This window comes from Methanobrevibacter sp. (genome assembly GCF_036307625.1).
GTDB lineage: Archaea > Methanobacteriota > Methanobacteria > Methanobacteriales > Methanobacteriaceae > Methanocatella.
The window spans coordinates 1-16,096 of sequence record NZ_JAXJXF010000127.1 but is presented as its reverse complement, the minus strand read 5'-3'; the positions used below and the strand labels follow the sequence as shown (position 1 = coordinate 16,096).

General features: G+C 31.1%; 13 protein-coding genes. 6 read left to right on the top strand and 7 right to left on the bottom strand.

Annotation, left to right across the window (positions count from 1 at the left end; genetic code table 11):
• Positions 1–125: 125 nt before the first annotated feature.
• A complete protein-coding gene (locus tag UIB65_RS08195; protein ID WP_330040854.1) occupies positions 126–2,261 on the bottom strand; it encodes a hypothetical protein in 2,136 nt (711 codons plus the stop codon).
• Positions 2,262–3,005: 744 nt separating this feature from the next.
• On the opposite strand from UIB65_RS08195, the gene cobQ reads away from it, so the two are divergent.
• Positions 3,006–4,532, top strand: coding sequence for a cobyric acid synthase CobQ (gene cobQ / locus UIB65_RS08190; RefSeq protein WP_330040852.1), 1,527 nt, complete (start codon positions 3,006–3,008; stop codon positions 4,530–4,532).
• Here cobQ and UIB65_RS08185 read toward each other — a convergent pair.
• From UIB65_RS08185 to UIB65_RS08175, 3 genes are all read right to left on the bottom strand, one after another.
• Positions 4,527–5,036: a hypothetical protein gene (locus UIB65_RS08185; protein WP_330040851.1), complete on the bottom strand. Its 510-nt coding sequence runs from the start codon at positions 5,034–5,036 to the stop codon at positions 4,527–4,529. The two genes, cobQ and UIB65_RS08185, sit on opposite strands and share 6 nt — an antisense overlap.
• A gap of 25 nt (positions 5,037–5,061) precedes the next feature.
• The gene (locus UIB65_RS08180) at positions 5,062–6,102 is read right to left on the bottom strand and encodes an aldo/keto reductase (protein ID WP_330040850.1); all 1,041 of its coding nucleotides are present in this window, start codon (positions 6,100–6,102) and stop codon (positions 5,062–5,064) included.
• Between the two features lie 265 nt (positions 6,103–6,367).
• The gene (locus tag UIB65_RS08175; RefSeq protein WP_330040848.1) at positions 6,368–7,672 is read right to left on the bottom strand and encodes a dicarboxylate/amino acid:cation symporter; all 1,305 of its coding nucleotides are present in this window, start codon (positions 7,670–7,672) and stop codon (positions 6,368–6,370) included.
• A 290-nt stretch (positions 7,673–7,962) separates the two neighbouring features.
• Here UIB65_RS08175 and UIB65_RS08170 point away from each other — a divergent pair, with 290 nt between their 5' ends.
• From UIB65_RS08170 to UIB65_RS08150, 5 genes are all read left to right on the top strand, one after another.
• Positions 7,963–8,115 (top strand): hypothetical protein, encoded by a 153-nt coding sequence (locus UIB65_RS08170; RefSeq protein ID WP_330040847.1) that lies wholly within the window; start codon positions 7,963–7,965, stop codon positions 8,113–8,115.
• Positions 8,100–8,447 carry a hypothetical protein gene (locus UIB65_RS08165; protein WP_330040846.1) on the top strand — a complete coding sequence of 116 codons (348 nt, stop codon included), beginning with the start codon at positions 8,100–8,102 and terminating at the stop codon, positions 8,445–8,447. The genes UIB65_RS08170 and UIB65_RS08165 overlap by 16 nt, the downstream gene beginning before the upstream one ends.
• Positions 8,417–9,235: a hypothetical protein gene (locus tag UIB65_RS08160; RefSeq protein ID WP_330040844.1), complete on the top strand. Its 819-nt coding sequence runs from the start codon at positions 8,417–8,419 to the stop codon at positions 9,233–9,235. Before UIB65_RS08165 ends, UIB65_RS08160 begins: the two co-directional genes overlap by 31 nt.
• 38 nt (positions 9,236–9,273) lie before the next feature.
• Entirely contained in the window at positions 9,274–9,450 is a 177-nt protein-coding gene (locus UIB65_RS08155) for a hypothetical protein (RefSeq protein ID WP_330040843.1), read from the top strand.
• Between the two features lie 172 nt (positions 9,451–9,622).
• Positions 9,623–10,930 carry a carbon starvation CstA family protein gene (locus tag UIB65_RS08150; protein ID WP_330040842.1) on the top strand — a complete coding sequence of 436 codons (1,308 nt, stop codon included), beginning with the start codon at positions 9,623–9,625 and terminating at the stop codon, positions 10,928–10,930.
• Between the two features lie 584 nt (positions 10,931–11,514).
• On the opposite strand, the gene UIB65_RS08145 is transcribed toward UIB65_RS08150, so the two are convergent.
• From UIB65_RS08145 to UIB65_RS08135, 3 genes are all read right to left on the bottom strand, one after another.
• A complete protein-coding gene (locus UIB65_RS08145; RefSeq protein ID WP_330040841.1) occupies positions 11,515–12,033 on the bottom strand; it encodes a DUF308 domain-containing protein in 519 nt (172 codons plus the stop codon).
• A 692-nt stretch (positions 12,034–12,725) separates the two neighbouring features.
• Positions 12,726–14,408, bottom strand: a complete 1,683-nt coding sequence (locus tag UIB65_RS08140) for an MATE family efflux transporter (RefSeq protein WP_330040839.1) — start codon at positions 14,406–14,408, stop codon at positions 12,726–12,728.
• Between the two features lie 11 nt (positions 14,409–14,419).
• Positions 14,420–16,096: SDR family oxidoreductase (locus tag UIB65_RS08135; RefSeq protein ID WP_330040838.1), on the bottom strand; the 1,677-nt coding region annotated here is incomplete at its 5' end.

Below are 16,096 nucleotides of genomic sequence, written 5' to 3'. Positions count from 1 at the left end.
AGTTATTTTTTAACTTTGGATGCTTTTTTAACTGTATCTTTAAGATAAGTTGCCTGATATTTAACTTTTTTACCTGCCTTAAGTTTTTTCAAGACTCCTTTTTTAATGGTAACTTTTGCAACACCTTATTTGTTGGTTTTTGAGGTGAAATTTTTACCATTGAACTTGAAAACAACCTTTTTATTTTTAAGCACATTTTTGCCTTGTTTTAAAGTTGCCTTCAAAACCAGTTTTTTAGCGGATTTTTTAACCTCGACGGTGTTTAATGATAGAACATGCTTTACAACAATCTTATTTGAGACTTTAACCCCATCATAATTTGCTGCAATGGTATATTTTCCAGGCTTATTAATTATTTTAAGATATGCTATACTTTTAGCATTTGTTTTTGCTTTATAATTTTTATTGCCTATTTTGAATGTAACAACTTTGCCTTTTCCCACCAGTTTTCCGTACTTATCATATACTTTAACAGAATATTTGGTTCCGTCATTGTAGTGCATTTTAATGTTTTTTCCACCAGTTAACTTAGTGGCAGGATTAACAGAGATAACTGATGAAAACACGCATTCATCTGATGAATACACATCAAGACACAGATATTCACCCAACGGCAGTTTATTTAATGAAATGTTTCCCCGACCATTTATTAATTGAATTTTACCATATAATTTACCATTCAACTTAACTGAAAGTAACCTATTATCAGATTTAACTGATTTAAATGTTAAATATTCATTTTCACCATACTTCATACTATCTGGATAATAATACCTTAAGTAAATCTCCACAGGCACATTTACATCATCAACATTATAATCACTACCATTGTATTTGACACTCAAGTAATACTTCCCTAAAATCAAATCATTCACTGAAATACTTGCAAATCCATTTTTAAAATTAACTTTTTTAATTAGAGTACCATTCGTATCATTATTCTCAGAAACATATGCTACCAGCTGACCTTTTGCATCAGCAGGCAATTTTAAAAAGAAAATACTATCCATACCCACATACCACTCATAATCTCCATGCTCTATACCATAACCAGTATCCAATAAAATTTTACCATAGACATTAATTGAACCGGTGAATGTTTTTAAAGGATACTTAGCATCAGCATAAGTTACAACAACTGTATGATTCCCAATAGGCAATTTACACGAATCCACATTAACTAAAAATTCTGAACTTACCTCATCATACGTAACCTTATATGTTTTACCGTCTATTTTTACCACAGGAACTGATTTAATATCTTCAGGCATGAGGATTGAGATATCTTGATGATACCAATGATAATCATATATACAGTCATCATCTACAAACACATACATATTATATGTTGAATTGCATTTTACTTTTTTACTTACAGAATTATATTTTGGATCTCCATCGAATTTTACTTCGATTTCATACTCCTTAAACGGCAAATCGGATAAATCATGATAACAATATTCATATGAATACATTTCAAATTCATAGTCGTCACGATAATCATCAATATTATTGCGGCGGTATTTATCAGTTGAAAACTTTTCACGTAACTTGCCATCTACGAATACTGATATAAATCCTTTGGTATCATCAGGAAAAGCAACCCTAATCCAATTATTCCAAGAAATACCCTCCCGAATAACTTCATCAGGAATATATATTGAAACAGCCCTTACTTCAAAATTATAAGTTTTATTTACATCTTTATAGAAGCTATCTCCCCTAAATCGGAAATCAATACTATGATTACCTTCATCTAAATTAGAATATACGAAATCAAATGGATAATAATTTTTTTGAACTTTATTAATAGTAGTAACATACTTATTATCAACATGAACCTCAATCACACCATTTGCATCTTTGGGTGCATACATCCATAACTCTTCACTACCAAAATATTTATAAACCACATCAGGAACCTGAAAATTCAAATCTATTGTATTATTCTTTTCGAGAACAGAATCCCCCTCGACATTTTCTTTTACAATCTCAAGTGAATCTGAAGCAACCTTTAACTCATTTTCATGCCCGCTACCCTGCTGAACACTAATTTCTTCAGCAGAAATCTCATCAGCACCATTAAACTCAACAATGTCTACATCATCACATCCACCAACATCATTAACATTCACTGCAATGAGATTAACATCATCACCAACCATATTATCAGATGCAACCTCATCGGATGCACAAACACAGCCCATTGATAAGATAGTTAACAATATCAATAACATTAACATTATTTTCCATGATTTCATATTCTCACCATTTATCAAATGTTCCCCCAAATAAATTAAAATATGAATAAAATTAATTGTTTATATAATTTTATTAAAAATATCATTAAAAATCTTGAAAATTGAACTACTTCTAAACATTTTATTTATAATTCCATGCCAGAATAAGTTAAATTTAGAAATTAACTGATTAAATTATACTTTGATTATATTAATATTTAAAATTTTAGAAATTCTATAATATTATATTCCAAAATATTTGTATTTTTGAGTTATTGTACTCCCCAGGTACAGTGGTTCAAAAATTTTTGTGTTTTAGTTAGAAAAATAACAATCACTGGACAATTATGAACAAAAAAATAATAGACACATAGACAATATTAATTATTCATATCGATTGTAATTAACTTCAAAAATTCATTATTTAAAATTAAAAATTCAATTATAATTAATCTGTTTTAAAAAATAAACTGAAATAACTAATTTAAAGGTAATTAATATATAGTAGTAATTTAAAAGTAAATATTACAAGTATAATTACAATAATTATTTCTTGTTAATCGAATTTGAGAGATGTATAAACAAAGTTTAATTTCACAAATTATATTCTTTATAATCAGACGTATTAAACCCCCTGATAAATTATATATTAACCTGTGAAATCAAAACTTAAAACTTGCATCTCACAAATTAGATTAAAAATTAAATGACTCTTTCTCGCTTCAAGTTTAAATTATTTATAATATTAATTCAATAATCATATACATGACAAAATGTATCATGGTTCAAGGAACATCTTCAAATGCCGGAAAAAGTATGCTTGTAGCAGCATTATGCAGAATATACAAAAATAGAGGATACAACGTAGCTCCTTTTAAATCACAAAACATGTCCTTAAATTCATACACTACAAAAGAAAATGGAGAAATTGGAATAGCTCAAATGCTGCAGGCCGAGGCTGCGATGGTTGAACCTAGTGTGCATATGAATCCTATACTACTTAAGCCAAAAGGAGATTTCACTTCCAATGTCATTATCCAGGGCAAATCAATTGGAAACATGAATTTTTATGATTACCAGCACAAATACCATGATACAGCATTCAATGCAATTAAAGAAAGTTTTGAGATATTATCTGATAAATATGATATAATAATCATTGAAGGTGCCGGTTCTCCTGCAGAAATCAACATGAGAGACCAGGACATTGCAAATATGGAAATTGCACATCTGGCAGATGCCAATGTAATATTAATTGCAGACATTGAAATGGGAGGAGTTTTTGCAGCAATTGCAGGAACTTACGTATTGCTCGATGATTATGACAGGTCACGCCTAAAAGCAACAGTGATTAACAAATTTAGAGGCAATTTAGACATTTTAAAACCCGGCCTTGATAGAATAGAAGAAATTACAGGCGAACCAGTATTAGGAGTTCTTCCATATGATGAAACTTTGAAACTGCCTGAAGAAGACTCAGCATCATTAACAACCCATGTTTTTGCAGAGGATAAGGACATTTCCATCGGAGTTATCCGTTTGCCTAAAATAGCTAATTTCACAGATATAGATCCGTTTGAATACGAGGAAGATGTTGCACTTAAAATGATTGGCATTAATGACGATATTGGTGATGTCGATGCAATAATTATTCCAGGAACACGTAACTCAACAGAGGACATGTATGCACTTCAGGAAAGTGGATTGGCCGAAAAAATAATTGAAAAATCCAAAGAAATTCCAGTCGTTGGAATTTGCGGAGGCCTGCAAATTTTAGGCAATGTAATCCATGATGATGATAAACGTGAATCAAAACATGGTACTCTTAACGGTTTGGGATTGCTTGATATTGAATCCAAATTTTCCAGAGCGGATAAAATCGTAACACAATCAGAAGCAACAATACCCAAAGAAATTAAAGGAATTGCCGGTGCAATATTTAAAAATATTGCTGGTGAAAGCGTTACAGGTTATGAAATTCATGAAGGAACAACCGAGTTAAAATCCGCTAGCGCTCTTTTGAATATTAAAAAAGGTCAAGGAAACAATGATGAAGGAATAATTGATGGTGCCAGTAATGGAAATGCTTTTGCAACATATTTCCATGGAATATTCCACAATTACAACTTCCGAAGAGAATTTTTGAATTATATTCGTGTTAAAAAAGGTCTTGAAGCAAAATATGGTGAAGACCCTTATGAAACTCAAAAGGATTATTCACTAAACAGACTGGCTGAAATAGTTGAAGAACATTTGGACATGGACATCATTGATGAATTGCTGTTTTCATGAAACCATTTCTTCAATAGTCCTTAAATTGTCACACTGAATCATTACCAAATTATCATCTTTTAAATAATTAAAGTAATATCTAGGATGGGAATTTTTAACCCAACCTGCAGAGGTTGTAGCTTCACCACTCTTAAAAATACCTTCAACACCATTAATTGACTTATTTTCATAAGTTCCATCATTCAAATCATTTAAATCAATTTTACCATCCAATTTCAATACGGCAATATCCAACAGCAATATCTCATTTTGTTTAAACGATTTTTGAGATTTATTCACAACATGTGCCACTACATTATTCGCAAGATTAATTTCTTGTGAGTCATTATCTTCAAAATATCCTGCGGCAAACGTGAAATTTAATCCGCCAATTTCCACAGTTTTGGGTGCTGGAGTTTGAAATTTTGGTCCGGCAATATTTTCAGGAGCGTCTCCACAAGCCATGAATAAAATAATTAATGACAATAAGAAAAAAGTAATTGAAAAAACTGTTTTTTTATCCATTTTTATCCCCAAAAAATAACAATATTTAAATCTTATTTTTAGTATGTTTTGCCCAAACTTTCTCATTATCATTAGCAGACACCTTATTATCCGCCATTACCCCAACAAGGTCATGAGCCACATAAGGTTCTTCCAAATAGCTAATATCATCACCAGATAATTTTAAATCAACAGAATTGACTGCACCTTCAACATGATGAAACTTTGTTGAGCCAACAACTGGAGATGTGACTTTAGTAAGCAGCCATGCAAGAGATACTTCAGTCATTGACACATCCAATTCACCAGCAAGTTCATTAACTCTTTTAATAATTTCAAAATCTTGTTTTTCAGTGGATTTATATTTTAAATCCGCATAAAAATCTTCTTTCAATCTTTTAGATTCCTGACCCGGCATTCTAGACAATCTTCCGGAAGCAAGTGCACTGTATGGTGTTGTTGCAATGTTATCTGTTTGGCACAATGGAATCATTTCACGTTCTTCTTCTCTAAAAATCAAATTGTAATGACCCTGAACTGAAACGAACTTGGAAAAACCTTCACTTTCGGCAAGCGAATTTGCTTTTGCAAGTTGCCATGCAAAACAGTTGGAAATGCCAATATATTTTACTTTGCCTTCTTCAATTACCTCGCTTAATCCTTCTAAAATATCATATAATGGAGTGTTATAGTCCCACATATGGTAAATATACAAATCAATATATTCAAGACCTAAATTTTCAAGGCTTTTGTTGACAAAGTTGTGGATATGTTCCTGACCTGACACATTGTTTTTAATTTCCTCTTCGGAACGTGGCAAAAATTTAGTTGCAACAACCACATCTTCCCTTGAGGCATATTCCCTAATGGCCTTTCCAACATATTGCTCGGAAGTTCCATTTTGATATCCAATAGCAGTATCATAGAAATTAATACCATTATCCAATCCATTTTTAATTATTTCAAGTGATTCAGCTTCAGGCAATGTCCAAGTGTGCATTCCATTTTTGGGATCTCCAAATCCCATACAACCCATACATACACGACTTACATTCAAATTTGAGTTTCCAAGTTTTGTGTATTTCATATTTAACGCTCCTTAACTTATTAACGAGTTCAAATCAAAGTCATAAATTACTATTTCGCCAAATAATCTGCAAAGTCCACAATGTAAAAATATAGTGACATTTGATAATACTAATTTAAACTGCATCATTTAAAAATGTTAACAAAGAATTTCATACACTGAAAAAATTAGGCAAAAATTTTGTTTATATGACCATAGAGTTACAAAAAAACTGTTAAAAAATAGTAATACATATTTAAAAAAAAAAAGGAAGTTGCGCAAAGGTTTACGCAACCAAATCTTCAAGTTCAATACGATCCAAATCCGCCTCTTTTTTGCCATTGAACACATCAACATCCATAGATTTGTTTTTAAATGAAACAATTATTGTACAAATTGCATCACCGGCAATGTTTACTGCAGTTCTAAACATGTCCAGAATATGATCTATTCCAAACAGCATTCCAATAGCCTCCACAGGCAATCCAACAGAATTAAATACCATTGTTAAAGTAACAAGTCCTACGGATGGAACTCCTGCTGTTCCAACAGATGCTAAAACCGCCGTAAATATAACTGTAATGAGTGCTGAGGTACCTAAGTCGATTCCATACGCCTGAGCGGCAAACATTACTGCAACACCCTGCATGATTGCGGTTCCATCCATATTGACTGTGGCACCCAATGGAATTGTAAATGATGACACTTCACGTGAAACTCCCATTTCCTCCAGTTTGTCAATATTTAAAGGAATTGTTGCATTTGAGGATGATGCTGAGAAAGCAAACAGCATTACGCTGAAAAATTTTTTGAAAAATCTAATCGGATTCAATCTGGTAAATACAACCATCAATGAAGGATAAACAAGCAAGGCCTGTACGGCCAGTCCTATTAAAACACATAAGACATATTTTCCCAATGGAAGCAACCCTTCAAATCCAAGACCCGCAAATGTTTTTGCCATTAAACAGAATACTCCAATAGGTGCAAATTTCATTACCAAAGAAGTCATTTCCATCATTATTTTATTTGACTGGTCAAAAATATCACTTATCAATTGGACTTCTTCTTTTAATTGTGCTAAAATTATACCAATAATAACAGCAAATATGATTACCGGCAACATATCACCATTTGCAAGAGCTGTAAATGGATTTTCAGGAATCACATTTAAAATAGTATCCGACATTGTTTGGTTAATTGTTACGCTAGCAGACTGTCCAGTTGCAACTAAATTTAAACCCATCCCCGGTTTAATGAACATACCAATAATGAGTGCAATTGTAATTGCCAATGCGGTTGTAACAAGATAAATAAGTATTGTTCGCCCACCGATTGTACCAATTTTTTTAATGTCAGAAATTGATGAAACACCAACAACAATCGAGAAGAAAACTAACGGTACAACCAGCATTTTCATTAGTCTGATAAATCCAGTACCGCCTAAGTAAAAGATATTATCAATAAATACAGTATTTTTAATAAAAGGGTCGTTAACATAGAAATTTAAAAATAAACCTACGATAAAACCTAAAATCATTCCGATTAATATCCAATTCCCCAGGCTAATCTTTTTAAAATACTTAAACATTATATCGCCTTCAATATAATTTTTGATAATAGAAATTATTAATTATTGTGTTTTTGAAATGCATTTTTCATTCCATTTCTATTTAATTTTTTGAAATTACATACATTCGCAATGCGTTTGTTTAGATTTGATATTTTTGCAGTGGATTTTTACTTCTTGAGATTGAAAATTTACATTCATTTTCCATCTTAAATCAATGACATGTTCAAAATTTTATCTTACTCACCCAGATTTGTACAAACAAATATATATTTTAAAATAATATACATTTAAATAATAGATGAGATTAAATGGCAAATGAAAATAAATGGGGAAGCAATATTGCATTTATTCTTGCAATGATAGGTTCTGCTGTCGGATTGGGAAACATTTGGAGATATCCATACGTACTTTATTCAAATGGTGTGGAGCTTTTTATATTCCATATTTGGTTGCAATCCTAGTTTTAGCAATCCCATTTATAATTTTAGAATACGGAGTTGGCTATAATTACCAATCTTCATTTACAAAAGCAATTGTCAAGCTGAAACCTAAATTCGAAGTTTACGGCTGGATGTTGCCTGTTGTAGTATTCATAATGACAGTATACTATTCCACAATCATTGGTTGGGATGGAACATATATGTTTTTAAGCTTTTTTAAAGGATGGGGACCTGATCCAAATACATTTTTAAATGTCAATCTTCTGCAATCTACTGATTCATTGAGTGGTATTTTTAACTTCATACCATTTATTGCCGTTTCATGCTTGTCGGATGGTTTATTATTTGGTTAATATCCCACAAAAATCTGGATGAAGGTTTGGGTAAAATCTCTAAAATATTTGTACCCCTATTATTTGTTGTCATGATTATCATTGTTATATTCTCTTTGAGCTTACCTGGAGCTTCTATTGGTCTTGCAGAGCTGTTCAATCCTGATTGGTCACTTTTATGGCATTTTGAGATATGGGCAGCAGCATTTGGACAAATTTTCTTTTCATTAAGTTTGGGAATGGGTGCAGGATTTACCTATGCAAGCTATACTGAAGACGACGTTGACTTGATTTCATCAGGATTATATGTCATCATAGCGAATTCCGCTTTCGAAAACTTCACTGCATTAGGAGTGTTCTCAATATTGAGTTACATGTCTCTCCAATCGGGAACACCAGTTTCTGAAATTGTTTCACAGGGCACAACCCTGATTTTTGCAGCATATCCTCAAGTATTCAATATTTTAGGAACTGCAGGTTTAATTTTAGGCCCATTATTTTTCTTCACTGTTTATATCGCAGGAATTACCAGCATGCTGTCCTCATTTGAAGTACTTTCAATTTCTATCCAAAACAAAATGTCATTATCAAGACGTAAGGCCACCACCATACTATGTATAATTGGAGGTCTAGCCTCCATGATTTATGCCACTTCAGCCGGAGGATACATACTTGGAATCGCAGACATATTCGTAAACAATATTTGTACCATATTATCAGTATTTGTAGAATGCCTCTTATTTGCTTGGGTATTCAAAGCTGAAAAACTGATTGACTTCATGAACAGTAGAAGTAAAACACTCAAATAGGAAACTGGTGGTTGGTACATATCAAATATATAATTCCAATGATATTAATTGCAATATGGATTGGAGGAATAGGTGGAGTGCTGACTTTTACCACCCCAGACTCCCTAATAGTTTTGACAGTCCTTACGTTAATATTGATAATTTCATCAGTGGCATTCACATTATATCCTGCCAAATCAAAGGACTGGTTTGAAACTGAAGAAAGAATTAAATAAAATATTCACATAAAAGTGAATAATGCAAAAAATGTTTAATATTTATTTAAAATACAAAATATTCTTATACATAAATTGACAAAGTATAAATCATGTATAGTTTTATTATTTGTATTATCGTATTAGTCGCATCATACTTTATTTATGGAAAAATAGTTGAAAAACGGCAGGTGTGGATGAAACCCGTGAAACTCCAGCATATAGACTGCAGGACGGAATTGACTATATACCCCTATCCAAAACCAAGAATTTCTTAATTAATTTTCTAAATATTGCAGGATTGGGACCTATTTTTGGGGCCATACAAGGTGCATTGTTTGGTCCGGCAGCATTTATATGGATTACTCTAGGTGCAATTTTTATTGGATGCATTCATGATTTTTTCGCAGGATTCATGTCTGTTAGAGAGGATGGTCTTACAATGCCAGCCATCGTTTCAAAGTATTTGGGATCTGGCCTTGAAAAATTTGTTTCAGTTCTAATTATAATCACAGGAATTCTTGTTGCAGCCACTTTTGCAAAAGGTGCTGCAGATTTAATTAGTAACTTGACTCAAATACCATTACTTATCTGTATAACAATAATATTCATTTATTTCCTGATTGCTACTGTATTTCCAATTGATAAAATCATTGGAAGAATATATCCTATTTTTGGAGCATTATTATTGATTATGGCAGTGATAATGACTGCAGGTGTCATTTTAAATCCTGCATACACCATTCCAGAATTTACAACACAAGGATTGTATTTAAGTGACAAAAGCATTTTCCCATATCTCTTTATTACAATTGCTTGTGGAGCCATTTCCGGTTTTCATGCATCCCAAGCCCCAATTGTTTCAAGAGGTATAGAAAATGAAAAGGATGCGAGACCAGTATTTTTTGGATCTATGATTGTAGAAGCTTTGGTTGCTCTTTGTTGGGCGGCAATTGCAATGGCATTTTTCCATGGCCAACCTCAACTTGCAGTAATTTATGGTGCATCCCCTTCAGTGGCAGTATATGAAATGGCATCAGTACTGGTAGGACCTGTCGGTTTAGTCCTAACCATTATCGGAGTTGTTATCTGTCCAATCACTTCAGGAGACACTGCACTTAGAAGTTCAAGAATAACAATTGCAGATTCACTTCATCTAAACCATGAAAAATTAGTTTCAAGACTTAAAGTAGCTATACCATTGTTTTTAGTATCCTTCGGATTGACATTTGTTGATTTCAGTTTAATTTGGAGATATTTCGCATGGTCCCAATTAATAGTAGCTACAGTAATGTTATATGCTGCAAGTGCTTATCTACTTAAAAAAGGAAAGCATTACATTATTGCATTTGCACCGGCAATCGTGTGTACAGTAATTGCCTTTGCATATATTCTGCAAGCGCCTGAAGGATTTAGACTGCCTTCAATGATAGCCAACATAATCTCAGTTATTGCAACGGCCATTACAACAGCAATATTTCTTAAAAAATTCAAAAATTAACAGGAAATAAGATTGCAAACTTCTTCAAAAGAAGAAAAAAGATTGGAATACCTCAACTTAAAGAAGTTGAGGATTCCTAAGTTTTTTAATATAATCTTTATTTATTTCATTTTTTACCCAAACTGTCCAATTCATCAATGAAAATACCATAATAATTCTATTTTTAAAAATTGGACATATCGTGAAAAAAAGTTAAATTAAATTACACATTATTTAATCATTACTCAAATATTTTTTACTACATGAGATTTCATAATTTCATTATTATTTTCTGGATTGGTTAGTCAGTAGTGATTTCAACTTTGTTTGAGGTTTATTATCATCCAAATGTTGTCCTACTTGTGGAAGTGATTTATGATGTGTTTTCTTATGAAAACTTTTATACTGCCATTACAACCCCATAATTTTGTAAATATTGTTTAAATTTTACTATTGCTTAGTGTGGTGTTTTATCTATTTAATTTATTATAATATGGGAAGTTATCTACTGATCAACATATTACTGTAAAAAAAGGAGAGATTTGAAAATCAAATAATTATCGGGATTTCCCGATAATTATCTTTTTTAATCTATTAAAAAAAATTTATCCGTATTTTTCAATTAATGTCTTACTGCGACCCACAACTATAAGGAATACTCCTTCTACAAGTAATGCAACTCCAACAAGTACGGCTATCAAAATTGGTTGTGATGATAAAAATGCTGCAAAGACAATAGTTAAAATACCTAAAATCAAAATAATTATTGAATATAGTTTATTTTTACCACCATCTAAACAGAACATTCCCACTAATCCATATACAGCCATTATAATTCCGATAATGTAGAATTGTAAAGATGTAAGGAATGTTAAAGCATTTAAAGAGAAGATAAACAAAATTCCAAATAACAATGAAACAATTCCAATAGCTATGGATAAATATGAATAAGCATTACCAAACTCTTCTTTAAAAACAAATCCTTTACTTAATGCCATTACACCTAAACAAGCTAAAGCAAAACCAATACTTATGGAAAGTAATTCAGATGAAAATACTGGACAAATAATCAACAGCAAACCTAAAAGTATATATAATAACCCTAAAATTTTTTCCCTACTCACAGTATCACCTCCTATATTGCAATAATTATAACTTTGATTAAAATATTATTTATTAGTTATGCCAATTTTATTTAATCAATACATACGAAAAAAAGATATTATAAGATTATGCATTATTCACAAATATTTTTAAATAACATTTAAACTCCATAGAAGTCAGTTACGGTGATTGCAAATTCTTTAACAATTTTAAGTCTAAATTCCCATCTTTCACCAATAATAATTTTCCAAGTTATATTTAAAATCATATAATGTATTTTTATTTTATATTTTAAATTATTTTCAAATATACTCTTAATTTTAATGAAATTGTTAAATTTACATATTCTAAATTTATAAAATTCAATTGCGCAAATACATTTTTAAATATTTTTCGAAACTTATAAAAAAATTAACAAAATACCGAAATATATAACCTAACAAATATAACATTGTACATAACTTTTGAAAGTAATTATAAAAAAATAACCATTTAAATAAAAATTTATGCAATTTATTTCATTTTTTTACACTTTAAATCTTAAACCTTGTATAAACCATATCAAAATTAAAGTTAATATCCATATTATTTGCTTTTCTCACCAAATAATTTATTTTTAATCTCTGTTTTCCAAAAATCTAAAGAAATTTATGCACAATCTATTTTTAATAACTCTCCAAAAATATTTAATTAAAAAAGTTAAAAAAATTAGTTAGTGCATATTAATTACATATTCTATATTATTAAATCCCATTACCTCACTAATTTTGATGGTATCTTGCGAAAAGGATTTTTCAATTTCTTTCTTTACTTCCCTTTTACCTTCATCCTTCATATTGATGGTTATTTTATCACCATAGTCAATCAATAATATTTCCATATGCAATTTTTCATTGTTTAAATCAAAAATGGCATTTATTATCTTACCCAATGTTTCAATAGAAGAATTATCCGCATTCAAACTCTCCAAATGATTGAACATTTCAGATTTCACATCATCATTTTTGCTTTCTAAAGTGTAATTCCTAGTTTTTTCGATCAAACCCCTTTTAATGAAAAACAGGCCAGAATATTCGCTATCATTTCTTTGAATTATTTTTACATAAATGGCAACAACAACTATTGATAGAACAAAACCTAACGGAAAAGACACCCAAACACTGTTGATGCCAATGTATGGATATAATAGGTATGTAAACATTAACGGTCCTAAAAATTCTGAAATGATTGTGATGATTCCGGATTCCACAGTTCTTTCAATTCCTTCATAATAAAACAACAACATAGTTGAAAATGCCATAGGTACGAATGCTAATGAGTACATCCTAATTGCATTTTCCACTAATGTATCATTAGGCATTTGATGAAGTTTGAAAAACAATAACAATCCATCAGGATATACTAACAGAAATACAGTAAATATCAGTGAACAGGCCAATGTTATTATAACCGAATTTCGCACGATATGATGCAGGTTGTAATAATCATTTTGCGAATAATAAATAGGAACAATGGAAGATAATGTTTCGGCGAATCCCATGATTAAAATACTTATTAGTAAGAGTGCAACCACACATACATTGAATATGTCCAAACCTAATTCTCCTAAAACTCCACCAACAATTAAATTCATGATATAGACCAATAATACATTAAAAAAACCCATACTTGCGCCTGGAAGACCTATTTTAATTATTTCAATTGTTGAGGTTATCCAACTCCTGAATTTCAATTTAGATAAAACAAATCTGAAAGTTCTTTTTGAATCAAAATGATATTTTAAAGTACACAATGCTCCAACTATATAACCTACCAACATTGCAAGTGATGCTCCTTCAATGCCCATATGTAAAACGCCAAGGAATAAATAATTTAAAATTATATTGATAATATTTACAATAATAATTACCCCTGAAGCAAAATTTGGTTGTCCATCAACACGAATAAACTGACATAAAACCCCCAATACAGTTGCAATTGGGAAACTAATGAATAAATATACACTATAAGCATTTACATAAGGTAGTGCTCCCGGAGTTGGATGCAATATATTAATTAAGGCATCTTTAAATAAAAAACATGCCAAAAAAATCAAAATTGACAGAACTATTGTTGAAAGCATTGCAGTTGTGAAATAATGATTGCTTCCATCTTCATCAAATTCCGCCTTTTTATTTAAAGCTAAAATTTGACCCCCCAATCCAAATAACCATTCAAATATTGTGATTAATAATACTAAAGGTTCTAAAACCTGTAAAGCCGCTTGTGCATCGTGTCCTATGAATGTTGATACAAAACTTGCATCAACAACAGATGCTATGTTTAAAGCCATTGCTATAAGCAATGATGGCAACAACAATTCCCGAAACTTATGAGAAATAATTTCATTTGACATACTATTCACCCTCATTCAAAATAATCGAATTTATTTAAATAATCGAACACTCGTTTAAGATACTTTTTATCTGGTTTAGGCCAATCAAATCCTAATGATTGAAGAATATCAATAGTCTGTTCAATTTCTACATTCTCCTCGAAATCGTCCTCTTCATCAAAGTCATCAATTGAAAAATCAGCAGTTATAATACCTTGTATATTCTCATTAATATTATGTTCGTAAATCTGTTTAAATTCTTCGAAACCCACTTCGACAATTCCATAACCATATGTATTTAATGCATCGACAATATCCCTATGGGAAATAAAATGATTATTCATACAATGGAATACTCGGGATTTAACTGGAGTCTTACACAACGCAAGTATTCCTTTTGCAACATAATCAATTTGACTCATGTCAACCTTTTCATTAGCCATCGTAGGATTCATTGCCCCCAATTTTTTAATTGTCTTTATGTTATTTAAAAATGCATTTGTATCATAGTTTTTCTGGAACATACCATCTGAGTAACGACTCATCAAGTTTCCTACCCTAATTATTTTTACTGAAAGTCCTTTAGTCGCCGCTTGTAAAACTGACCTTTCAGCTAAAAATTTACTGCATACATATTTATTTTCCAAATCCTGTTCATAGTATAATGTTCTTTCACAATATTCCTGATTTGGATATGCCTCTTCATTTAAAGAGTATGATGAAAGCACGCTGATTGTTGATATTTGCACATATTTTATGTTATTCCTTGTTTGGGCAAACTTAAGTCCATTAATTACACCATCGACATTTACCCTGAATATATAATCATCGGCAGTATAGTGTTTTACAAGTGCCGCTGAATTGATTATTGTATCAATAGGTTCATCTTCAAGTTTTTTAAAGTCATCAATTTCAGTTATGTCTCCTTCGGTTATGATTATACGTGTTCCGATTAGGTCAGTGAAATCTTCATCAAAGTAATAATTCATAAGATCAATTAACCGCTCTTCACATGAATCAAATTTGCCTTTCCTTAACATACAATAGATTTTTCCTTCCTCATTTTTGATGAATTCATATAGGATATGGATTCCTAAAAATCCGGTAGCTCCAGTCAATAGGACATTACCCAATTCAAGGTTTTCATCATCAAAGAAGTTTTCTAAGGTATTTTCTTCGAGAAGTTTATTGATTTCATCATAATTGTAGTTTTTGATAAGATCCTCTTCTATATTTAACTCCTCTTTGGAATCGCTTTCTCCAGACAATAATTTTGATAATGCTTTAGGAGTTTTCTTCTTGAATATATCATCATATCTTACAGTATATCCTTGTTTAAGCAGTTCAATAATTAATTTTGATGCAATAAGAGATGTTCCTCCAATTTCAAAGAAATTATCCTCTGCACCAACAGTTTCTATATTCAATATGGATGAAAATATTGCACAAATTTCCTGTTCAAGTTTTGTTTTTGGTGCTACATAATTCAAGTCCATTCTTGGTTCCGGAAGTTTTTTAGTATCCGTTTTTCCATTAGGTGTTTGCGGCATTTCATCAAGCTGCATGAACACAGTCGGAATCATATAATTGGTAAGCCTGTCTTTTAAAAACTCTTTTAAATCATCACGATCAATTTCACAATTAGCAGTGTAATATGCACATAAATGATCAACATTGTTAATCTCTTTAATTACAACAACAGCCTGCCT